Annotated in this window: 21 protein-coding genes; 10 read left to right on the plus strand and 11 right to left on the minus strand. The window is 72.3% G+C overall.

Annotation, left to right across the window (positions count from 1 at the left end):
• Nucleotides 1-14: 14 nt before the first annotated feature.
• From ACQEVI_RS25380 to ACQEVI_RS25390, 3 genes are all read right to left on the minus strand, one after another.
• Nucleotides 15-1,109, minus strand: a complete 1,095-nt coding sequence (locus tag ACQEVI_RS25380; protein ID WP_432904582.1) for a MerR family transcriptional regulator — start codon at nt 1,107-1,109, stop codon at nt 15-17.
• A 95-nt stretch (nt 1,110-1,204) separates the two neighbouring features.
• Nucleotides 1,205-2,161 (minus strand): ribonuclease Z, encoded by a 957-nt coding sequence (locus ACQEVI_RS25385; RefSeq protein ID WP_432904584.1) that lies wholly within the window; start codon nt 2,159-2,161, stop codon nt 1,205-1,207.
• 80 nt (nt 2,162-2,241) lie between these two features.
• Nucleotides 2,242-2,580 (minus strand): hypothetical protein, encoded by a 339-nt coding sequence (locus ACQEVI_RS25390; protein WP_377131149.1) that lies wholly within the window; start codon nt 2,578-2,580, stop codon nt 2,242-2,244.
• Between the two features lie 205 nt (nt 2,581-2,785).
• On the opposite strand from ACQEVI_RS25390, the gene ACQEVI_RS25395 reads away from it, so the two are divergent.
• Entirely contained in the window at nt 2,786-4,165 is a 1,380-nt protein-coding gene (locus ACQEVI_RS25395; protein ID WP_432904588.1) for a 3'-5' exonuclease, read from the plus strand.
• A gap of 29 nt (nt 4,166-4,194) precedes the next feature.
• Here the strand turns inward: ACQEVI_RS25395 and galE are convergent, their stop codons facing one another.
• The gene (galE, locus tag ACQEVI_RS25400) at nt 4,195-5,217 is read right to left on the minus strand and encodes a UDP-glucose 4-epimerase GalE (RefSeq protein WP_432904591.1); all 1,023 of its coding nucleotides are present in this window, start codon (nt 5,215-5,217) and stop codon (nt 4,195-4,197) included.
• Between the two features lie 63 nt (nt 5,218-5,280).
• On the opposite strand from galE, the gene ACQEVI_RS25405 reads away from it, so the two are divergent.
• From ACQEVI_RS25405 to ACQEVI_RS25420, 4 genes are all read left to right on the plus strand, one after another.
• Nucleotides 5,281-5,973: a LysE family translocator gene (locus ACQEVI_RS25405; RefSeq protein WP_432904594.1), complete on the plus strand. Its 693-nt coding sequence runs from the start codon at nt 5,281-5,283 to the stop codon at nt 5,971-5,973.
• A 31-nt stretch (nt 5,974-6,004) separates the two neighbouring features.
• On the plus strand, nt 6,005-7,459 hold the full coding sequence (locus ACQEVI_RS25410) for a tyrosine-type recombinase/integrase (protein ID WP_432904597.1): 1,455 nt from the start codon (nt 6,005-6,007) through the stop codon (nt 7,457-7,459).
• Between the two features lie 166 nt (nt 7,460-7,625).
• Nucleotides 7,626-8,042 carry a YciI family protein gene (locus ACQEVI_RS25415; RefSeq protein WP_432904600.1) on the plus strand — a complete coding sequence of 139 codons (417 nt, stop codon included), beginning with the start codon at nt 7,626-7,628 and terminating at the stop codon, nt 8,040-8,042.
• Between the two features lie 14 nt (nt 8,043-8,056).
• Nucleotides 8,057-9,247 carry an RNA polymerase sigma factor gene (locus ACQEVI_RS25420; RefSeq protein ID WP_432904603.1) on the plus strand — a complete coding sequence of 397 codons (1,191 nt, stop codon included), beginning with the start codon at nt 8,057-8,059 and terminating at the stop codon, nt 9,245-9,247.
• Nucleotides 9,248-9,332: 85 nt separating this feature from the next.
• On the opposite strand, the gene ACQEVI_RS25425 is transcribed toward ACQEVI_RS25420, so the two are convergent.
• The gene (locus ACQEVI_RS25425; RefSeq protein WP_432904606.1) at nt 9,333-10,094 is read right to left on the minus strand and encodes a TioE family transcriptional regulator; all 762 of its coding nucleotides are present in this window, start codon (nt 10,092-10,094) and stop codon (nt 9,333-9,335) included.
• A 58-nt stretch (nt 10,095-10,152) separates the two neighbouring features.
• Here ACQEVI_RS25425 and ACQEVI_RS25430 point away from each other — a divergent pair, with 58 nt between their 5' ends.
• The 5 genes from ACQEVI_RS25430 to ACQEVI_RS25450 all read left to right on the plus strand — a co-directional run bounded on the left by ACQEVI_RS25430 (nt 10,153) and on the right by ACQEVI_RS25450 (nt 16,300).
• Nucleotides 10,153-11,373 (plus strand): erythromycin esterase family protein, encoded by a 1,221-nt coding sequence (locus ACQEVI_RS25430; RefSeq protein WP_432904609.1) that lies wholly within the window; start codon nt 10,153-10,155, stop codon nt 11,371-11,373.
• Nucleotides 11,374-11,659: 286 nt separating this feature from the next.
• Complete coding sequence (locus ACQEVI_RS25435) at nt 11,660-12,628, plus strand: DNA-binding protein (protein ID WP_432904612.1); 969 nt, start codon at nt 11,660-11,662, stop codon at nt 12,626-12,628.
• Between the two features lie 74 nt (nt 12,629-12,702).
• Nucleotides 12,703-13,119, plus strand: coding sequence for a VOC family protein (locus ACQEVI_RS25440; protein WP_432904615.1), 417 nt, complete (start codon nt 12,703-12,705; stop codon nt 13,117-13,119).
• Between the two features lie 144 nt (nt 13,120-13,263).
• Nucleotides 13,264-14,877 carry a DUF222 domain-containing protein gene (locus ACQEVI_RS25445; protein ID WP_432904618.1) on the plus strand — a complete coding sequence of 538 codons (1,614 nt, stop codon included), beginning with the start codon at nt 13,264-13,266 and terminating at the stop codon, nt 14,875-14,877.
• A 136-nt stretch (nt 14,878-15,013) separates the two neighbouring features.
• Complete coding sequence (locus ACQEVI_RS25450) at nt 15,014-16,300, plus strand: CehA/McbA family metallohydrolase (RefSeq protein WP_432904621.1); 1,287 nt, start codon at nt 15,014-15,016, stop codon at nt 16,298-16,300.
• Here the strand turns inward: ACQEVI_RS25450 and ACQEVI_RS25455 are convergent.
• The 6 genes from ACQEVI_RS25455 to ACQEVI_RS25480 all read right to left on the minus strand — a co-directional run bounded on the left by ACQEVI_RS25455 (nt 16,290) and on the right by ACQEVI_RS25480 (nt 21,985).
• The gene (locus ACQEVI_RS25455) at nt 16,290-17,669 is read right to left on the minus strand and encodes an MFS transporter (RefSeq protein WP_432904624.1); all 1,380 of its coding nucleotides are present in this window, start codon (nt 17,667-17,669) and stop codon (nt 16,290-16,292) included. The two genes, ACQEVI_RS25450 and ACQEVI_RS25455, sit on opposite strands and share 11 nt — an antisense overlap.
• 14 nt (nt 17,670-17,683) lie before the next feature.
• Nucleotides 17,684-18,496, minus strand: a complete 813-nt coding sequence (locus ACQEVI_RS25460; protein WP_432904627.1) for a ChbG/HpnK family deacetylase — start codon at nt 18,494-18,496, stop codon at nt 17,684-17,686.
• Between the two features lie 33 nt (nt 18,497-18,529).
• A complete protein-coding gene (locus ACQEVI_RS25465; RefSeq protein ID WP_432904630.1) occupies nt 18,530-19,099 on the minus strand; it encodes a hypothetical protein in 570 nt (189 codons plus the stop codon).
• Nucleotides 19,100-19,360: 261 nt separating this feature from the next.
• Nucleotides 19,361-19,996, minus strand: a complete 636-nt coding sequence (locus tag ACQEVI_RS25470) for a hypothetical protein (RefSeq protein ID WP_432904633.1) — start codon at nt 19,994-19,996, stop codon at nt 19,361-19,363.
• A gap of 154 nt (nt 19,997-20,150) precedes the next feature.
• A complete protein-coding gene (locus ACQEVI_RS25475) occupies nt 20,151-20,822 on the minus strand; it encodes an FMN reductase (protein ID WP_432904636.1) in 672 nt (223 codons plus the stop codon).
• Nucleotides 20,819-21,985: an LLM class flavin-dependent oxidoreductase gene (locus ACQEVI_RS25480; RefSeq protein ID WP_432904639.1), complete on the minus strand. Its 1,167-nt coding sequence runs from the start codon at nt 21,983-21,985 to the stop codon at nt 20,819-20,821. Before ACQEVI_RS25480 ends, ACQEVI_RS25475 begins: the two co-directional genes overlap by 4 nt.
• Nucleotides 21,986-22,099 lie beyond the last annotated feature (114 nt).

Raw genomic sequence — 22,099 nt, forward strand, 5'->3', positions numbered from 1 at the left:
CACCGAGGTAGCCGTCAGGCGGCCAGGTCGACCACGACGAGCGCGTAGTTGTCGGGCGCACCGGCTTGCTCGACGGCGTCGGCGATCGCCTGCCCGACGTCGTCCGGGTCGCCGTGCGCCACCATGAGGGTCGCGAGGTGGTCGGGTTCGAGGACGGCGTGGACCCCGTCGCCGGTGAGGACCAGGCGGTCGCCCGGGCGGACTGCGGTCGTGGCGAGGTCGGGGCCGCTGCTGGTGCCGGCGTGACCCCTGGTCCCGGCCGGGACGATCGCGCGGTTGAGGAGGCTGCGGTCCTCGTGCGAGCGGGCCTCGTCCTCGGTGAGCCGGCCCTCCTCGATCAGTGCGGCGACCACCGTGTGGTCCCGGGTGAGCTGCTCTGCCCGGCCGTCGCGTACGAGCCACAGGCGGGAGTCGCCGACGTGGGCGCTGAGGAGGGTCGAGCCCACGAGCAGCGCGGCGGTGAGGGTGGTGCCGAAGTGGTCCGGGTCGGTCAGCGCCGAGGCCTCGGCGGTGAGGGTGCGCTCGGCTTCGGCGGCAGCGGCGAGGAGGGCCGCGGACGGGTCTCCGTCGGACTCGGCCCAGGGCGTGTCCAGGGCGGTGAACGCGCTGACGGCCAGCCCGGCCGGGACGGCGCTCTGGTGGGGTCCGAAGCCGTCGGCGACGACGAACAGGGACTGCCCGGCGTGGAGCGCGTCCTGCTGGGCCGGGCGGGTCCCCTGCCCGAGCCGTGCGGCGCTGCGGGCGGTGAGTGTCGGTCCTGTGGTGGCCATGGTGGTCTCCTTCGTGCGCAGGTCATCGACGAGGGAGGCGACGACGGAGCGCCGGGAGGCGGTGTCGGCCTCGGCCTGTCTCCAGAAGGCGGTGATCTCCGCGGCAGCAGCGCCGGGCGGCAGGGCGGCGACCGCCCTGATCCGCGCGAGCGGCATCCCGATCAGGCGCAGCCTCGCGACCAGGCGGGCCTGGTCGAGCTGCTCGGGCGTGTACCAGCGGTACCCGTTGAACGGGTCCACCCTGGTGGGGGCGAGCAGGCCGAGGTCGTCGTACAGCCGCAACGCTTTCGGCGTCAGGCCGGACATCCGGGCGAACTCGCCGATGCTCAGCTGCTCCACTCTCACCATCCTCGTCCCCGGCGAGGGTCGCCGGTGTCCAGGAGGTTGACGCTTCCCCCAGGGTGAAGGTCAAGGGGACGGCGCGCCGGTCGTCGTCACCGCCTCCGGGGCACCGGGACGCGGTCCAGGTCGGCCGCGACGGTGAGCTCGCCGTCGAACACCGTACGTGCCTCCTTCTCGAACTCCTCCGGGTCGGTGTACCGCTGCGAGAAGTGGGTGAGCACCAGGCTGCGCACACCGCACTGCGCCGCGACGGTCGCCGCCTGCAGGGCCGTCAGGTGCCCGTGGTCGCGTGCGAGGTCCCGGTCGCGGTCCAGGAACGTCGACTCGATGACGAGGAGGTCGACGCCGTCGGCGAGGCTCCACACCGCGTCGCAGAGCCGGGTGTCCATCACGAACGCGAACGACTGCCCCGGTCGCGGGTCGCTGACGTCCTCGACCCGGACGGTCCCCCGCGGGGTGTCCAGCGCACCTTCCTGGGCCAGCCGCCCGACGTCGGGCCCGCTGATCCCCGCGGCGGCGAGCCGGTCGGGGTCCATCCGGCGGCCGTCCACCTCGTCGAGCCGGTACCCGTAGGCCTCCAGGGAGTGGTCGAGGCGGGCCGCCCGCAGGACCGTGGGGCCGTGCACCTCTCCCGGCACGCGCGGCACGACGCCGTCGTGGGCCAGGCCCTGCTGCGCGAGGTGCTCCTGGTGGTAGTACGCGGTGGAGTCGCACAGCGCCTCGATCCAGCGCCTGCCGGACGCCGGGAACGTGACGGGCACGGTGTGCGGCACGCCGTCGAGGCTGATGCGCTGCACGACGCCGGCCAGGCCGAGGCTGTGGTCGCCGTGCAGGTGGGTGATCGCTATCCGGGTCAGGGCGGTCGCGGAGATGCCCGCGTGCAGCATCTGGCGCTGGGTGCCCTCGCCGGGATCGAACAGGATCACCTCGTCGTCCCAGAACAGCGCGTAGCCGTTGTGGTTGCGGGTCCTGGTGGGCACCTGGCTCGCCGTGCCGAGCGCGACGAGCTCGCGGCTGGCGAGCCGGTGGTTAGCGGGGCGCTGGAACACGTTCGCATTGTGTCCCGAAGACACCGGAACCGGCACGAGAAAACTGCATGACAGAGGTACTGGCAGGCATTTTCAAAAGATCACCCGCATCCGGGAAGCAGATTCACCGGGTCACAGCCATACTTCGCCTGAGCCAGTACGAGGACGGCCCAGCCGAATCCGAGCAGCATGGCTCCGCCAACAAGGATGTTGAGGACCGGATAGTTCCCGTCCTGCAGGACGGGAGCCAGCGCCAGGGCGGCCCCCGCGAGGAGGCAACCGAGTGTCACAATGGTGATTGGGCTGGTCAGAGCGTCGGAACCGGTCGGCGCGGACCACCCGAACCGGCCCCCGAAGAGGGTCAGAGCGACGTACGGAAGAGCGAAACCGAGCGCGGCGATCGCGCGCCAGTCCATGATCGAGAGCTTCGACAACACCATGACCTCCCCTTTTGACCCACCCCGGACGGTGGCCAAACACCCACTACAAGTGTTAATAATCAGGGGGTGGTCCGCTATCTTTGGTAGTGATTTTCACAGAATCCGACATATTCGTACGATCTCCACTTTCAGGACTCCCGCGCTGATGGCACCCTGTGGCGCGTCGTAGCGCCACGGGCGGTACGGCTGTCGAGAAAGGACTCGCATGGCGAGGGACGAACGCGTAGGCAAGCCCGCCTACGCAGCGGTGTCGACACGGATCACCGGTATCCGGGTGGCTCGGGCGCGCTTGCGGGAGATCGCCGTCGTGCGGGTCGACGAACGGGGCGCGGTCGTCGACGAGTGGTCGGCGGTCCTGCATCCGGACGGCGCGTGGATCGCGCTCGCCGACGTCGCCGCCACCCTGCGCGAACGCCTCTCGCAGATGGCGATCATCACCCACAACGGCCGGCTCGGCATCGAGGTTCTGCGGGCCGAGCTGTCGCACCTGGGATGGCAGCTGCCCGCCTTCGCGCAGCTGACGACCGTCGACGCCAGCTATCACTACCTGCCGGGCCTGGTGCACCGGCGGCTCTCCGACTGCTGCACCGCCGCAGGGGTCCCGTTCGACGGTGGCGGCGTCCCGCCCAACACGAGTCCCGTGAACGAGGCCCGCGCCACCGCGGGGCTGCTGAGCCGGTTCCTGCAGAGCGGGAACGGGAAGTCCGACCTGCCGGAGCTGCTGCAGGTCACGCTGCGAGCCTGGGTGTACCCCTGGCCGGCTGGTCCCAGCCGGGCGGCCGAGCCGCCCCGTCCGTGGCCGGGCCGCCGGGGCCCCGGCATCCTCACCACCCTGGCGGGACAGCCGCTGGCCGACGCGATCTCCGCCGTCGCCGACGTGCACACCCACGGTTACCTGGCGCTCGTCGCGGAGCTGCTCCAGGACGGGCGCCTCACGCCGGAGACGTCCGCCGGGCTCGCCGACGCGGAGCCGCTCTACCGGCTCACGCCCGAGGCCTCCGCCGACATCCGCAGAAAGTTCTTCGACGCACTGGTGCGCCAGGCGATCGCCGCCGACCGGTACCACCTGGAGGCACGACAGGAGCTGTGGCGGGTCGCGGACACGATCGGCTGCCCACGGGACGCGGTGATCGAGCCGATCGTCGAGGCCACCCCCGTCGAGTTCCCCAAGCTGGACGACGACACCGGAGCCAAGAAGCCCACCGACGGCCGCAGCGTGGCCACCCCGGCCCAGATGCGGGCCTGGGCCATCGCCAACGGGTTCGACGTCGAGGGCTACATCCGGCTGCCCTGGTCGATAGTGCGGGCCTTCGAGGAGGCGCACGCCGAGCCGGTGGACCGGACCGCGCGCCCGACGTCGTCGCACGACGGGCCGGCGAACGAGCAGCCGGTGAACGAACGGCCCACGCTCGACCAGTCGATGCTCGACCGGGTAGCGCGCGAGCGGCCGATCCTGCGATCGGGCTCGCTGCCGAACCCGCACCCGGCTCCCCGGCTGGGCCGGGAGCAGGGCCTCGACGGCGAGGTACCCCAGCTCGAGTTCGACCGGCTGGAGACCCCGCCCATCGGCAACCCGGTCGTCTGACCCGGTCGTCGGACGCAGGGCCCGCCCGCTCAGGCGTCCGGGAACCCCTTCGGGTTCTTGGACTGCCAGCGCCAGGTGTCCGCGCACATGTCGTCGATCGTCCTGGTCGCGCGCCAGCCGAGCTCGGTGTTGGCGCGGGTCGGGTCGGCCCAGAACGCGGGCAGGTCACCGGCCCGGCGCGGGCCGATCTCGTAGGGCAGCTCACGGCCGACGGCCCGCTCGAACGCCTTGAGCAGCTCCAGGACCGACGTCCCCGTACCGGTCCCGAGGTTGAACGCGCGCGCCGGCTCCTTCATGTCGTCCAGGTGCTCCAGGGCCGCCACGTGCCCGGCCGCGAGGTCGGTGACGTGCAGGTAGTCGCGCTCGGCGGTGCCGTCCGCCGTCGGGTAGTCGTTCCCGAAGACCGTCAGCTTGTCCCGGCGCCCCACGGCGACCTGCGCGATGAACGGCATCAGGTTGTTCGGGATGCCCTGCGGGTCCTCGCCGATGTCGCCGCTCTCGTGCGCGCCGACCGGGTTGAAGTACCGCAGGAGCGCGACCTTCCAGCCCTCGGAGATCTGCGCGATGTCCGTCAGGACCCGCTCGATCATCACCTTGGTCTGCCCGTACGGGGACGAGGACGACAGGTGCTCGTAGTCCTCCCGGTACGGCACCGGCGCCTTCTCGCCGTACACCGTGGCCGACGACGAGAACACCAGCTTCCGCACGCCGTACTTCGTCATCGCCGACGCCAGGGCGAACGTGGAGTCCAGGTTGTTGCGGTAGTACTCCAGCGGCTTCGTCACCGACTCCCCCACCGCCTTGTACCCGGCGAAGTGGACGACGGCGTCGATCCGCTCGTGCGCGAAGAGCGCCTCCGTCTTGTCGACGTCGGTCAGGTTGAACGCGTGGACCGGGATCGCACGGCCCGCGAGCGCCTCCAGGCGGCCCTGCACGGTGGGCTTGGAGTTGGAGAAGTCGTCGACGACCACGACGTCATGACCGGCGGCTACCAGGGCGAGGACGGTGTGTGAGCCGATGTAGCCGGCTCCACCGGAGACGAGAACGCGCATGGTCCCAAACTACCGGCTGCCAGAGCCTTCCCGGTTCGGGCGGACGCGGGTAGCCTCCGGCCCGTGACGGTGCTCGAGGCGATGCTCCTGTTCGCGCTGGTCGCGATCCCGCTGACGATCATGCCCGGTCTGGACAGCGCGCTCGTGCTGCGCACGGCCGTCGTGAGCGGCCGCAAGCATGCCTATGCGACGGCGCTCGGCATCAACGCGGGCGTCCTGGTCTGGGGAGTGGCCGCCGCGGTGGGTGCGACGGCGGTGCTCGCCGCCTCCGCGACCGCGTACCGCGCCCTCACCCTGGCGGGCGCCGCCTACCTCCTGTGGCTCGGCGGGCAGATGCTGTGGTCCAGCTTCCGTCCTGGCCGCTACGACACGCTGCCCGACGCCGCTCTGACCCGTGGTGCCCCGGTCGAGGCCGACCTCGCCAGGGAGCGCTCGGCCTGGCGCTCGTTCGCCCTCGGTGCGACGACCAACCTCCTGAACCCGAAGGTCGGCGTCTTCTACCTCGCCACCATCCCCCAGTTCCTGCCCGACGACGTACCGCACCTGCTCATGGGTCTGCTGCTGGCCGTGGAGCACGACGTCCTCGGGTTCGCCTGGCTGGCCCTTCTCATCAGCGCTGCCGGCCTGGCCCGGCGCTGGCTCTCCGGGCGTGTCATCGCCCGGGTCACGGACCGGATCACCGGCACGGTGCTGCTCGCCTTCGGCGGACGCATCGGATGGAACGCCCTGACCGGCCAGGCCCGCGTCGTTCCCTGACCTGCGCCGTCATGCCCGATATCCTCGCCGTGTGGCCTACACCGAGCAGCGCACCGACTCCGAGGGTCGCACCGGCCACGTCGGCCGCTACCGCGTCGACGGGCGCCTGCGCAGCACCCGCCGCTTCACCGCCAAGCGCGAGGCGCTCGCGGAGGCGAGGCGGCAGGAGGAGGCGGGCAAGCACGCCGAGTGGGTGGACCCCGCCGCCGGCCGGGTCACGGTCGCCGAGTGGTTCGCGATCTGGCAGGAGTCCCGGGTGGACCGTGCGCCGCGGACCATCGAGGCCGAGCGCGAGCGCTTCCGGTCCCTGGTCGCTCCCGTGTTCGGTGACCGGCCGCTGCGGCAGGTCACGCACGAGGACGTCGCCCGCTGGGCCGCGACGATGACGTCGCCCACCACCGGTGAGACCGCCTCGCCGGCCCGGCGCCGGGACGCGGCCCGCCTGCTGGTTGCGCTGCTCGACGCCGCCGTCGACGCGCGGCGCCTGCGCAACAACCCGGCGCGGACGCCGTCGGGCAAGGTGCCAGCTCTGCCGCGCGCGCCGAAGACCAAGCCGCACCGCTACCTCTCGCACGAGCAGCTGCGCCGCGTGGCGGACGCCGCCAGGACGCCGCAGGCCCGCACCCTCGTGCTGCTGACGGCGCTGACCGGTCTGCGCTGGGGCGAGGTCAGCGCGCTCACGGTGGCCGACGTCGACCCGTTGCGCCGTCGCGTACGCGTCAGCAAGGCGTACACCCGCCTCGACGACGGCACCCTGCTGCTCGGCGACACCAAGACCCATGCCCGCCGCGAGGTCCCGCTGCCAGCGATCCTCGTCGCCGACGTCGCGGCGCAGGCCGCGGGCCGGACGCCCGCCGACCTGCTGTTCACCGGGACCCGGGGAGGTCCCCTGCGCCGGGAGAGCTTCGACCGGTCGGCGTTCCGGCCCGCCGTCCTCGCGGCCGGCCGTGCGGTCCGCACGCTGCGCGAGGCCCTGGGCCTGCGTGCCTCCGGCCTGTACGACGACGGTGTGGTCGCCGCGGTCCGCCGGCTCCAGTCCGACGCGGGGCTCGACCCCACCGGCGTCTGCGACCCGGCGACCTGGTCCCTGGTGGCCGACGCCGACCGGACGCGCCGGGACGGGACCCGCGGCGAGAAGGTGAGCCGCACCAGGCTGCTCACCGCGCTGTCGGGTACGACGCTGGGGCCGGGCGCCGAGGACTTCGACACGCTCACCCTGCACGACCTGCGCCACACCGCCGCCTCCCTCGCCATCTCGGGCGGGGCGACGGTCAAGGCGGTGCAGCGCATGCTCGGGCACGAGTCGCCGGTCCTGACCCTGTCCACCTACGCGGGCCTGTTCGAGGACGACCTCGACGCGCTGGGCGACACGATGAGCGCGGCGTTCCAGGCGACGTCGTTCGAGCCCGCTGGCGCATCCGCGTCCCCGGACGCACCCGCCAACGTCACCGCGATCGGCTCCGCGCGGGCCTGGGCGGCGGGCTGACCCGCCCCGCCCCGCCCCGCCCCGAAGAGTGCTTGCCGCACAAGTTCTCGCGAATCCGGGATGCTGATGTCGAGAACGTGCGACCGGCTCCGTCCCAGGGGCGAGGGCGCGCACCGCGTCCACGACCGACGGGCCCGGCGACGGGCCCTCGACCAGGGAGAACACCATGGCGAAGTACCTGCTGCTCAAGCACTACCGGCACAGCGGCCCCGCACCCGTCCCCGGCACCGAGGTCATGATGGACCAGTGGACGCCCGAGGAGATCACCGCGCACATCGACTACATGAGCCGGTTCGCCGAGAAGCTGACGGAGCGCGGTGAGTTCGTCAGCGAGGGCGCGCTCCTGCCGGAGGGCACGTTCGTCCGGTACGACGGCGAGGGCCGGCCCCCGGTGACCGACGGGCCGTTCGCGGAGACCAAGGACCTGATCGCGGGCTTCATGATCATCGACGTCGAGTCCCAGGAGCGGGCCTACGAGGCCGCCGCCGAGCTCTCCGCCGCGCCCGGCCAGGGTGGTCGCCCGATCCACGAGTGGCTCGAGGTGCGGCCGTTCTTCGCCGAGCTGCAGGCGACTGCGGAATAGGTCAGGACCGCAGAATGCACGAGGACCGGGTGAACGAGCTGATGCGGACGCTGGCGCCGCAGGTCCTGGGCGTCCTCGTCCGTCGCGGAGCGGATTTCGCGACGGCCGAGGACGCCGTGCAGGAGGCCCTGATCGAGGCGGTGCGCCACTGGCCCGACAGCCTCCCGGACGAGCCGAAGGCCTGGCTCCTGCGCGTCGCCGGCCGCAAGCTGATCGACGCCCAGCGCGCCGAGGCGGCCCGACGGCGACGGGAGGAACGCGTGCACGACGAGCCCGCACCCGGCCCCACCGAGCAGTCGGACGACACGCTGCTCCTGCTGAGCCGGTGCTGCCATCCGGCGCTCAGCCCGGCGTCGGCCATCGCGCTGACGCTGCGCGCCGTCGGCGGACTCACCACCGCGCAGATCGCCCGAGCCTTCCTCGTGCCCGAGGCGACCATGGCGCAGCGAATCTCCCGGGCCAAGCGCACGATCACCGGCGAACGGTTCGACACCCCGGGTGACGTCCGGGCAGTGCTGCACGTGCTGTACCTGATGTTCAACGAGGGCTTCACGGGCGAGATCTCGCTCGCCGACGAGGCGATCCGGCTGACCCGCCAGCTCGCCACGACCGTCTCCCGGGACGCCGTCGACAGCGCGGACCCTGAGATCTCCGGCCTTCTCGCCCTGATGCTCCTGCACCACGCCAGGCGGGCCGCCCGGTACAACACCTCGGGTGAGCTCGTCCCCCTGGACCAGCAGGACCGGTCGTCGTGGGACACGGCGATGATCACCGAGGGCGTCACCGTCCTGCAGGGGGCCCTGGCCGGCGACCGGCTCGGGCCCTACCAGGCGCAGGCCGCGATCGCGGCGCTGCACGACGACGCGCCCACCGCCGAGGAGACCGACTGGCCGCAGATCCTCGAGTGGTACGACGAGCTGACCCGGCTCGCGGACAGCCCGGTCGTCGCCCTGAACCGGGCGGTCGCCGTCGGTCAGGTCGACGGCCCGCGTGCGGGACTGGCCGTCCTGGCCGACGGCGACCCGAAGCTCGCACGCTGGGACGCGGTGGCGGCCCACCTGTACGAGCGCGCGGACGACGCCGCCCAGGCGATCCGGCACTACACGATCGCCGCCGACCGGGCGACCAGCCTGTTCGAGCGGACCCACCTCATGAAGCAGGCGGCGCGGCTGCGGGTGTCGTCGCCGGACGCACCGGGGTCGTGAGCACCACAGCGAGCGCACGTGGTGGCCGGTCCGGATGCGGCCGAACCCTGCTCCGGTTCGGCGTTGACGACCTACCTCGGTCTCGTCAGGTGCGCTGGAGGTACGCCTCCAGCGCGGCGGCGCCGGTCAGCATCGCCCGACCGCGCGCGGTCAGCCGGGCGTTCCAGCCGTGCAGCGTGGCTTCGAGGGGCTCGAGCCCGCCGGCGGAGCGCACCTGGGCGATCAGCGGGGCGATCTGCTCCAGGAGGTAGCCGCCGCGGCGGAGCTGGTGGGTCAGCCTGGCATCTCGCACGGCTGCCTCGTCGTAGACGCGGTAGCCGGTCTGCGGGTCGCGGCGCGGGCGCACCAGGCCTGCGCGCTCCCAGGTGCGCAGCGTCGCGGGCCGGATCCGGAGCTGTGCGGCGAGCGGGCCGATGAACGTCTCGCGCGGCCCGGTGCGGGGTGCGGGCGTGGTGCCGGTCTCCGCGCCCGTCTCTGTGCCCGTCTTCGTGCCGGCGGGATCGAGGTCGCGCAAGGCGCTCTCGACTGCCCGGAGCGTCCGGCGGTCGTCCAGGAGCTGGACGTGGCTCTCGTCGACGAGACGGAGCGCGTAGGCGGTGTCGCCGTCGTTCACCGCTCGCATGATCGTCGCCGCAGTCCGGTGGCCGTGGCCCGGAACCAGGGCGAGGAAGGCGCGCAGCGCACGCGCGTGCAGCGGGGTGTAGGTGCGGTATCCGCTCGGCGTGCGGACGGCGGCCGGGAGTATGCCCGCATCCTCGTAGTTCCTGATCGCCTGGGTGGACAGGCCGTGCTCACGTGCCAGGTCGATCGGCCTGAGCCGAACATCGCTTTGAAGCTTTGGGCCCATCCGCACTCCAGATTCGAGGGCAAGTCTCAACCGAGGCGTCAACGATACCTTTGAAGGAATGGCGACCGACCTCAAAGAGACCATCCGTCCCGTCGACTCCGCAGCCGTCATGGGGCTGCTCCCGGCCCGCCCGCGCATCCTCGCGCTGGGTGAACCCACCCACGGCGAGGGCGCCCTGCACGCCGTGCGCAACGAGCTCTTCCGGCAGCTCGTCGAGCAGGAGGGTTATCGGACCATCGCCCTGGAGAGCGACTGCCTGATGGGCCTGCTCGTGGACGACTACGTCACCGGTCTCGACGACGCCTCTGCTGAGGACGAGCTCGACGACGTGATGACACACGGCTTCAGTCACGAGTGGGGTGCGTTCCCCGGCAACCGCGAGCTGGTGCGCTGGATGCGGTCCTTCAACGCGGGCCGGCCGGCGTCCGACCAGGTCCGGTTCGCGGGCGTCGACGGCCCGCTGGAGATCACGGGCGCCGCGAGCCCACGACAGACCCTGACCACGCTGCACGGATTCCTGGCGGAGCGGCTGGGCACGGGCCTGCTCCCCTGCTCCGGCGACGCCCTCGACAGCCTGATCGGCCCGGACGACCGGTGGACCGAACCCGCCGCCATGATCGACCCGTCCCGTTCCGTGGGGCAGTCGGCCCAGGCGCGGGAGCTGCGGCTCATCGCTGACGACCTCGTGGCGCTGCTCGTGGCGCACGCACCCGGGCTGATCGCCGCGTCCACACCGGACGAGTGGGAACGGGCCCGCCTGTACGGGCGTACCGCGACGGGCCTGCTGCGCTACCACTTCTGGATGGCGGACACCTCCCCGGGCCGCATGACCTGGCTGCTCGGTGTGCGGGACGCGATGATCGCCGCCAACCTGCTCGCACTGGCCGAACGTGGACCGGTGCTGGTGAGCGCCCACAACAGCCACCTGCAGCGAAACCAGAGCACCATGCGCATGTGGGACCACCCGAGGCTGGAGTGGTGGGGCGCCGGGGCGCTCGTCGACGCGGAGCTCGGTGCGGGATACGCCTTCCTGGCCACGGCCGTCGGCACCATCCGGCACCAGGGTGTGGACGCTCCGCCGTCGGGCAGCGTGGAAGGCCTGCTGTACGCACTGCCCGGGGATCACTACCTGGTCGACGCCGGCCGGCTGGCGGCCTCGCTCGGAGAGCACCTGCCGGACGCCCGCGTGTCCCCCTGGTTCGGGTACGCCCCGCTCGACCCGGCGCAGCTCGCGGCCGCCGACGGCATCGTGTTCGTCAGGGACGCGGAAGAGCGCTGAGCGCTCGCCGTCCAACGCGGCCTCGGCAGATCCTGCGGAGCTCGGTGCGCCGGTGGCGACGGAGCGCTCGTTCCACAGCGCGGAGTCACGGCATCCGGTGCTCACTATGTGCTCTTGACGCCGCTTCTTGAGCTCTCAGAACGGGCGCTGATCGTTGATATTTAGCCGTTCTCGGGTCCAGTACGCACCCGCTTCAGGAAAGCGGGTGCGTACTTTGTGGGTCGAGAAGTAGTAGTAGTATTGCGCCACTACTCGTACTACTACGAGTGCGAAACTGTGGGCCGGAATGACTGACGGATCGGGGAACAACGTGCGGGACAAAGAACGCGTCTTCCAGGCTGCCGAGGCGCTGACGGCGGAGGGTGCTGCCGTCACGGTGACGAACGTGCGAGAGCGCGCGGGCTGCTCCAACGCCGCGGCGACGAAGTACCTGCGGGAGTGGCGAGACAGCAAGGCCGCGGAGAGCGAAGCGCGGCAGACCCTCCCCGAGCTGCCGGCGGCGGTTGCCGCGCTGGTGGACCGTGGCGTCGACGCGCTGTGGGGCGCCGCGGTCGAGGTGGCCCGGTCCGAGCACGAGGCCGCGGCCGCCGCACAGGACGAGGCGCTGACCGCCGTCGTCGGCGAGGCGGACGCCCTGGCCGCGCGCGTGGACGAGGCGGACGCGGAGCTCGCGCAGTTCCGTGCGGTCCTGGAGTCGGCGCGCGAGCAGGCACGGTCCGCCGAGGAGGATCGCGCAGCGGTGGAGAAGGAGCGGGCGGACGCCGTGGCGACGTCGGCCCGCCTGGAGGGCGACCTGGCCGCACTGCGAGAGGCGCTCGACACCGCACGGGACGAGCTCACACAGGAGCGAGCCGCCACGACCGCGGCCGAGCGCGCACGGTCCGACGCCGAGGCGGCCCGTGCGCAGGCGGAGGGCGCCGCCGTCGGGCTGCGGGAATCGCTGGCCGATGTACGTGGGGCACTCGAGATCGCGCGGACCGAAGCCGCTCAGGCACACCGGGACCAGGCGACGGCCGAGACGGCCCGCGCCCTGGCAGAGGCGTCGGTCGCCCGGCTGGAGGGCGATCTGTCCGCGTCGCGTGACGCTCTGGCGTCGGCACAAGAACAGGCGGCGGAGGCGGAGCAGGCCCGTGTGGCGGCGATCGCAGCGCGGGCTCAGGCAGAGGGGATGGCGGCCGGGCTGCGGGAGGCGCTGGAGGCGGCGACGTCCGCGGCGATCTCGTCGCCTGTTCCTGCCGAGAGGGCGGGCAGCTGATCGGTAGGTAGTGACGTCCGCGCCCCTGCCCAGCGGCGGGCACGAGTGTCAGTGGGTGGTGCTGTGATGGCCTGATGAACCTTCGCGGATTTGCCACCATCAACTACTGGGCCGACGACGTCACCGCGGCCGCGGCCTGGTACACCGAGCTGCTCGGGGTGGAGCCGTACTTCCAGCGCCCCGGCCCGGACGGGGCGCTCGCCTACGCCGAGTTCCGGATCGGCGACAGCGAGGCAGAGCTCGGCCTCGTCAGCCGGGCCTTCGCGCCGCCCGGCCTGCCCTCCGCGCCGGGCGGCGCACTCATGTACTGGCACGTCGACGACCTGGAGGGCACGATGGCGCACCTGCTTGAGCTGGGCGCCACCGAGTTCCAGCCGATCACCTCGCGCGGCGACATCGGCTTCGTCACCGCGTCCGTGGTGGACCCGTTCGGGAACATCCTCGGGGTCATGTACAACCCGCACTACGTGGAGCAGCACCCGGTCTCCTGACGGCTCACGCCATCTCAACGCAGCTGAAAAAGTTATCCACGGATTTCAAACAGCGCGCGCCATGCGTACACACGTTCGATAGGGTTGAAGGGTGAGGTACCCGCACCGGGAACCGCAAGAGACTCAGGAAGGAGGCGGAGCACCATGGCATTCACGTCCCCGCCTCCGTCCGGTCAGGAGCCCGAGGCCCGCGCCTTCGAAGAGACACTGACCGACCTGGAGTCCCTGGCCGACGAGCTCGTCGAGTCAGCCGGTCCCGACGCGGTGGCCGGTGTCGGCGGGCACGCGACGACAGGCGGAGTCGCGGTCTCCCGTCTCGCGTCCGCCGCACCCCGCCTCCGCGCACTCGGTACGCGGCTCGACACCCTCCGGCTCACCTGGCTACCCGTCATCGAGGCGGAGCTTCCGTGGCAGACAACCGGCGCACGAAACTTCTCGGCCTGGCTGGCACGGACGGAGAACGTCAGCACGACCACCGCGAAGCGTGAGACCCGGACCGGCCGAGCGCTCCGCGACCACCTACCCTCCACCCGCACAACGGCGCTCGCGGGCGGCATCGGCGCCGACCACGTCCGCGCACTGGTGGACGTGGCTCCGACCAGCGACGCCCGCAGGGCCGCGCTCGCCGCGCCGATCGAGCCGGATGATCTGCCGCCCACCGTGGAGCCAGTCGTGGTGCCGAGCGTGCCGGCCGGTGACGTTCCCGATGCGCCCACCGGCGACGAAGCGACCACCGAACCGGCGGACCAGGATTCGGTGGGGTCGGACTCCGCCGGGCCGGGCGTTGACGGATCGGGCGAGGACGGATCGACCGAGGACGGCGTCCCCGCTCCCCCGCCGATCACCGGCGAGGAATATCTGACCGGCCTGGCGGGCGCGTGTGACCCGTCGCGGTTCCGTCGGGTGCTGAAGCGGTTCGGGCAGGTCGTCGATCCGGACGCGGACGACCGTGGGTACCGGCAAGCGACCGAGCGGGAGCACCTGGAGGTCTCCCCGACCTTCGGTGGCTGGCACGTCAACGGGTTCCTGACGGACGAGCACGGGCAGCTGCTCGCGACGGTGCTCGGCTCGATGATGGGCGCTCCGACACCGGGCGACGACCGCACGCCGACGCAACGTCGCGCGCAGGCACTTGCCGACGTCGCCCGGGACGTGCTGGACAACGGGCGCGTCGGCACGGGTGCCGCGGTGCGGCCGCACGTCCACGTCACGGTCTCGCTGACAGAGCTGATCCGGCACACGGACCGAGCCGCCGCACGCACGGGCACCGGCGGGCTCCGTCCCGGAGACCTGACGTCCTTGACGGCCCAGCCCGCGACGTTCATGGGTGCGTCGGCGACGGGCAGCGTCGTCCCGCGCGACCTCCTGCGCCGGCTGACGTGTGACGCGGAGATCACGCGGGTCGTGTTCGGCGCGGACGGGACCGCTATCGACGTCGGTCGTGCACAACGCACGGTGACGGGCCAGATGCGCAAGGCGGTGATCGCGCGGGACCAGCATTGTGTCTACCCCGGGTGCGATCAGCCCCCGAGCCGGTGCGAGGTGCACCACGCGCTACGGCACTGGGCCGACGGCGGGGAGACCTCCGTCGCGAACTCGGCGCTGTTGTGCTGGCATCACCACACGCTGGTGGACACCACCGGGATCACGATGGCCTGGGAAGCAGGCGCGAACCCGGATCAGCCCGGCCGATGGACGTTCACCAACCGCCACGGTCATCGAATAGAGCTGCGCGGTGCGTGGCCCAGGGCCGCATGAGCCAGATCGGCCGCCCAGAGTGCGCCGTCCGGGCTGACGCTGATGCCGCGCGGCTCGGACACGTCCCGCTGTCCGAGGCACAACAGATCGCGGCGGCGCTCGCGGAACACGCCGGAGCACGGCTTACGCTCAAGACGTGACCAGCGAGGAGCGCCGTCTGCGGCTGTCGATCGACGACCAGATCGAGGACCGGTACCTCGAGGTGCCGTTCGACATCCCGGCGGGGCGCGCCGTCGAGGCACTGGAGGTCACCCTCGCCTACGACCGGGATGCCGCGGTGATCGACCTGGGCTGCCGCGATCCGGAACGCTGGCGCGGGTGGTCGGGCGGCGCCCGGTCCCGCTTCGTGATCACGCCGGGTGCCGCGACCCCCGGGTACGAGCCCGGTGAGCTGGTTCCCGGCCGGTGGGCGGTGGTCCTCGGTCTGCACGGGCTGCCGGCCGAACCCGTCGACGTCACCGTCACGATCGCCACGGGGGTCGACGCCGGCGCGGTCGAGGACGAGCCGCCCGCCCCGCCCCCGCCGTCGGGCGGCAGCGCAGGATCCCGGGCAGCGACCGGCCGCACCCGCCTCGGTCGGGACCTGCCGGCGCCGGACGGCCTGACCTGGTTCGCGGGCGACCTGCACGCGCACACCACGCACTCGGACGGGACGCTGAGCATCGCCCAGCTCACGGCGGCCGCAGCGGCCCGGGGCCTGGACTTCCTCGCGGTGACCGACCACAACACCGTCTCCCACCACGCGCACCTGCCGGGCGTGGGCGCCGCGTACGACGTCTGCCTCCTGTCGGGCCAGGAGGTGACCACGCATGCGGGCCATGCGAACGCGTTCGGCGACATCGGCTGGGTGGACTTCCGGCGTCCGGCGGCGCGGTGGCTGTCCGACGTCGAGGGGCGCGGCGGCCTGCTGTCCGTGAACCACCCCGTGCAGGACGACTGCGGGTGGCTCCATCCCGTGCGGACCGGATTTCTCGAGCTGTGGCACATCTCGTGGTTCCTCGACCTGACGGCAACGGGCCCCTGGGCCTACCTGCGGGCGGCGGGCGGAGCACCCGGCGCCGCAGGGGAGCTCGACAGGCCCGTCCTGCTGGGCGGCAGCGACTTCCACACGCCCGACCAGGGTTTCCCGCCCGGCACGCCCACCACGTGGGTAGCCGCCGAGGACCGCACGCCGGGTGCGATCCTGGACGCCGTCCGGCACGGGCGGACCGCCATCAGCCGCTTCCCCGGGCCGGGCGAGCCCGTTCTGGTGCGGGTGGGCGACGATCTGGTGGCCGTCGACGCGGACGGCACGGTGCTGGTGGACGCGTCCGGCCGGCGTCGTCGGGTGCGCGGCGACCGGGTGGTCCTCCCTGCGCCGTCCGAGCCCGGGCCCTACCGGCTGGAGGCGCCCGACCGCACGCTGCTGGCGATCAGCGCGTGACCGGCTCCGGCCCTGACAGAGAACCCGTCTCCTCAGGTCCGGCCTCCGCCGAGCCTGTCTCCTCCGGGGCCCCGGGCAGCCTGATGAACCGCGACACCGTCGTACCGATCACGAGCAGCGCGAACGGGTACAGGGACAGGTAGACGCGGAACGCCTGCCCCGGGTCGGGCCCGGGGTCCGTGCCGGAGCGGTAGCCGAACCACAGCGCCAGCGAGGCCAGCGCTCCAGCGGTCACCAGGCCGTTGAGCCGCCCCAGCACCCCGAACGACGCCAGGAAGAGGCCGCTACGGTGCGTGCCGTGGCGGGCGGCGTCGGCGTCGAGCACGCGGGCGATGACCAGGTCGTTCGTCGCGAGCACACCCGAGTAGCCGACGGCGACCGCGAGCCCGGCCAGGATTCCCGTGAGCAGGTCGTTCGCGAAGTACATCGGGATGAACCCGACGGCCGCCACCGGCAGCGCGAGCCGCCAGGTCCACGCGGCGCCCTTGCGCCGGACCACGGCGGCCCACACGCTCAGCATCCCGATCGCCACCACGATCACGACCAGCTGCAGGATGCTCGCGTCCAGGGCCGAGCCCTGCAGCGTGTGGTGCACGTACAGCTGCAGGCCGCCGAGGACCAGCGCCATCGCGGAGCCGTAGCAGGCGTTCACGATCCCGACCGTCCAGAAGTGCGACGTCGACAGGATCTGCCGGACCGACCGGAAGAACAGCGGCTTCGGCTCCGCGTCGAGCGCGGGGTCCTCCCGCACACCGAACGCCGTCCACAGGATCACGGCTGCCGCCACCACGGCGAAGATCAGCGCCAGGCGCCCGTAACCGACCGTCGAGCCCTCGGTGCCCAGCACGTTCCGCGCCAGGACGGGCGTCAGCGCCAGCGCGATCACCAGCGCGATGAGCTGGGCGCCCTGCCGGACGGCGTTCGCCGTCGCCCGCCGCCGCTCGTGCGTGAACAGCTCGGGCAGCAGCGCGCCGTAGCTCGCGTTGATCAGGGAGTCGGCCATCTCGGTGGTGATCGCGAACACCGCGAACCACACCGCGAGCCCCACCGCGGAGTCGGCCACCGGCCCCGGCACGGAGAACAGGGCGACGGTCGTGACCGCCAGCACCAGCGCACCGGTCACCAGGTACGGCCGACGCCGCCCCCACCGCGACCGCGTCCGGTCCGACAGGTACCCGAACAGCGGGTTGTCCAGCGCGTCGAGCACCCCGTAGACCGCGTACACGGCCGCGTAGACGACGGCGTCCAGGCCCAGCAGCTCCACGTACACGTAGAGCATCGAGCCCTTGACGAGGTTGATCGGCAGCGAGGTGCCGAACATGCCGATGCCGTAGCGCATCGGCGACGTCCCCACATGCTCGGTGGCCACGTCGGCGAGCCTACTCACCAGCGCGCGACCAGGTCGATGCCCTGCCGCTCGACCTCCCGGATGAAAACCGGGTCGCCCAGCAGCCGCAGCTCCCACGTCCGCTTGCGCCACCACCCCGCCGACAGCTCCCGCAGGCGCGGCGTGTCCGGAGCCGGATGCAGGAAGATCTCGCTGGTGCCCTCGGGCAGCCGTTCCAGCAGGCGCAGGTAGTGGTCACGCAGCCTCTTGTAGTCGCGGGCCTCCGCGTCGCCGCCCCGGAGCGTGGCGATGGCCCGCGGCAGGCGCACCCCCGCGGCGTCGGCCGCCGCCACGGCGCTCGCATGCCGTTCCCGCACGACGGCGGTGGCCAGCAGGGGGTCGCCGTCCCCGTACAGCTCCAGACCGCGAGGCAGGCGGAAGGCCAGGCCGCGCCGCGCGCACACCCCGATCGCCTCGGCGAGGTAGGAGCGGCCCAGCAGCCCGTAGAGCGTCCCCTGATGGGAGTCGAGGCGGTCGGGCGGGGGCGAGCCGACGGCGGACGTGGCCCGGGCCAGCGCGTCGATCTGATCGGTGACCCGGTCGGCGACGTCGTCGAAGCCGCCCGCGGGCGCGGGCGCCGGAAGCACGACGTGCACACCGGGTGCGACGTCGGGAGCCGCACGGGCGAACGCGTCCACGGCACGTGCCGCACCCGGGTTCTCGGGGTCCTCGGGCGGACTGCCCTCGACGTGTGCCGTGATCACGCCGACCGCGGTCAGCGGTGAGCCGGCCAGCAGGGCGGCGATCTCGCGGTCGGCGTCGGGGTCGGTGCCTGCGTCGTCCGCGGTGAGCACGAGGCTGCGCGTCATGTGCCCAGTCTGGCTCAGCCGGGCTGGGCAGGCTCAGTGGTCGCCGATCACGCTCGTGCCGAGAGAGTCCGCGGCCTCGCCGAGCTCCACCTCGAGGGCCCACGGCGTGGTCACGTGCGGGATGGCCGCGGGGACGCTGGGCAGCATCGTCGTGTGCAGGGTCAGGCTCGTACCCAGTGAGTCGGAGCGCCAGACGCCGGGGCCGACGATCTCGAACTCACCCGCCCCGGTGCGGTGCAGCACGACCACGTACTCGTGACCGTCCCGCAGGATGGCGGCCATCCCGGCCCCGGGCGGCGCATCCGTCGACCCGACCTGGGTGACGGCGAGGTGCGCGTTCTTCGCGACCACGCCCAGCAGCACCTTGCGCAGCTTCAGCTCGGTGCGGGTGTACGGCACCTTGTCGACGACGTCGACCGCCGAGTCGCCCGCCTGCACGACGGCCACGACGTCGGCGTCCGAGACCAGCTGCTCGACCGTCTCGTAGTCCTCGGGTGCGGTGAAACCCACGGCCGCCTGGTCACTCATGCAGCCGCTGAGGAGACCGATCGTGCTGATCGCGCCGATCACGCCGAGGGCTGCCCCCGCCCGCCGTCGCATCACTGGTGCTGCCCTCCCCGTCCTGGCCTCAGGTGCCTCGTTCGGCGCCTCTCGTTGAAGAGAGGGACGGGACGCGGCGCATGGTGCACTCGGTTCACGAGCCCGTGCCGCGTGCTCGTTCGTGCAACGAATGTTCCTCCGCTGTACGAACACGGGACAAGGGCTCACGGGGGCGAACAACGGCTGTCGAGCCACGGAGATTGCCGCGATGCGAAAAAGCGGCCGCACGCCGACGACCGGCCCGATGCGGTGGGCGGAACCTCGTCAGGCGGCGTGCGCCCTGCCGATCGCGCGGACGAGGCCCGACGTCGAGATCGAGCCCTTGCGGTAGCGCTCCACGGCGGCGACGAGCGCCTCGCTGACGTCACGCGGCACGTGCGACGACCGGGTGACGGGGTACCAGATCTCGCGCTCGAAGACGGCGGTCCGCCGGGCGGGCCCGCGGAAGAGACGCCCGGCGAGGGCCGGCGGCGCGGGGACCGGGCCCGCGGCCGGAAGCGTTGGAGGCCCGGGCGGGGCGGGTACCGGTGCCGGGGGCGCCGGGACGGGCGCGGCCTGTGGCGCGTCCGCCACGGGGTGGTCCGCGAGGCGCGACGCACGGTAGCGGGCACCGGGGTTCCAGCGCAGCGTGGGTACGGCCGGCTTGGCGGGCTTCACGCCGCTGGTCTCCCGGCGGGGTGCGGGAGCGTCGGACAGCGCGGCGGTGTCCGTGTCCATGTCCCTGTCCGTGGTGAAACCAGCGGTCGAGCCGGCAGCCGCCTGCTCCGCGTGGGCCTTGCGCAGCGCCGCCACTATCCGGGCGACGCGTCCGGTGTCGGCCGCGAGGTAGGGGGCGTGCGGTCCCTGAGGGGCGTTGGCGCTCGAACCGTCCGAGACCTGATTCTCCGTACCGTCCACCATGACAGCTCCCTCACCCATCGTCCCGGCCACGACCAGCGGCGACCGCTGTCCCATATGTTCCCCGCCCGGCCCGGGGCATGCAAGCCCCGGGCGAGACTCTCCGACCGGGGCTTCTGCCTGGTCACCGCGCGGACGGTGCCTGCGCGGACGGTGCCTAGTTGCTGTCTCGTTCGCCGCCGAGCATGTCCAGGAAGCTCGGGGTGCTCGCGAACGGGTCGGCGGGCTTCGCGTGCTCGCCCCGGGCGAACACGAGGGCGGCGAGGGACCGGCCGGCCCGTTCGATGCGCTGCGGCAGGGAGCTGCCCCCGTCGTCGTGCCCGGTGCCCGCGGCCTGCGCCCAGTCGTCCGTGGCCGCGAAGACCGACGTCGTCACGACGTCGGCCCGCAGGTAGGTGAACAGGGGCCGCAGCGAGTACTCGAGTGCGAGCGAGTGGCGTGGGGTGCCGCCCGTCGCGCCGAGCAGCACGGGCATGCCCGTGAGCGCTTCCTTGTCGAGGATGTCGACGAACGACTTGAAGAGCCCCGAGTAGGTGGTGGTGAACAGCGGGGTGACGGCGATGACGGCGTCGGCCCGCGTGATCGTCTCGATGGCGCGGGCGAGGTCGCCCGTGGGGAAGCCGGTGAGCATCGCGTCCACGATCGCGTGGCCGTGGTCGCGCAGCTCGACGACCTCGACGGTCACGTCCTGGCCGAGGGCCTCGAGCTCGCGCACCGTGGCGTCGGCGAGGCGGTCCGCCAGCAGTCGCGTGGACGACGGCTGTCCCAGCCCGGCGTGCACGACGGCGACGGTGCGGCGGGCCGCCCCCGCAGTCCTGAAGTCGGTCATGAGAGGACTTCCTCTGCTTCCTCGGCCAGCTTGCCGGTGTACTCGTCCCCGCCGTCGCCGACGTGGGTGGCCCCCGCCGCGTTCTTCGCGCGCGCCGCGGCGACCCGCTCGGTGTGCGTGGGCGGGTTCGCCGGCACGCCCTCCGGGCGCTTCGCGTCGGCGATCTTGCGCAGCTCGGGCACGACGTCGGCGGCCAGCAGGTCGATCTGCTCCAGGACCGTCTTGAGCGGCAGACCCGCGTGGTCGACGAGGAACAGCTGACGCTGGTAGTAGCCGACGTCGTCGATGAACGAGCCGTACCGGTCGATGACCTGCTGCGGCGACCCGACGGTCAGCGGGGTGTCCCGCGTGAAGTCCTCCATGGAGGGGCCGTGGCCGTAGACGGGGGCGTTGTCGAAGTAGGGCCGGAACTCGTCCCAGGCCGCCTGGCTGTTCTTGCGCAGGAACGCCTGCCCGCCGAGGCCCACGATCGCCTGGTCGGCGCGGCCGTGGCCGTAGTGCTCGAACCGCTGGCGGTAGAACTGGACCATCTGCTTGGTGTGGCTCATGGGCCAGAAGATGTTGTTGTGCAGGAACCCGTCGCCGTAGTAGGCGGCCTGCTCGGCGATCTCGGGGCTGCGGATCGAGCCGTGCCACACGAAGGGCGGCACGCCGTCCAGCGGCCGCGGCGTGGCGGTGAAGCCCTGCAACGGGGTGCGGAACTTGCCCTCCCAGTCCACGACGTCCTCGGTCCACAGCCGCCGCACGAGCGCGTAGTTCTCGATCGCGAGCGGGATGCCCTGGCGGATGTCCTGCCCGAACCACGGGTACACGGGGCCGGTGTTGCCGCGCCCCATCATGAGGTCCATGCGGCCGTCGGAGATGACCTGGAGCATCGCGTACTCCTCGGCGATGCGCACCGGGTCGTTGGTCGTGATCAGCGTCGTCGCGGTGGACAGGGTGATGTTCTTGGTGACGCCGGCCAGGTAGCCGAGCATCGTCGTCGGGCTGGAGGCCACGAACGGCGGGTTGTGGTGCTCACCCGTGGCGAAGACGTCCAGGCCCGCCTCGTCGGCGTGCTTGGCGATGGTGAGCATCGCCTTGACGCGTTCGGTGTCGTCCGGGGTGTGCCCCGTGGTCGGGTCCGTCGTCACGTCGCTGACACTGAAGATCCCGAACTGCATGATGCCTGTGCTCCCAAGGTTGTGTGCTGCTGCTCTTCCAGATGTTCATGCAGATGCATGCACGTCGGCCTCAACCTGCTGCTAGTGTCGATTGTTCCCACCGAGCCCGCTCCC

The organism is Promicromonospora sp. CA-289599 (genome assembly GCF_050936155.1).
Lineage (GTDB): Bacteria > Actinomycetota > Actinomycetes > Actinomycetales > Cellulomonadaceae > Promicromonospora.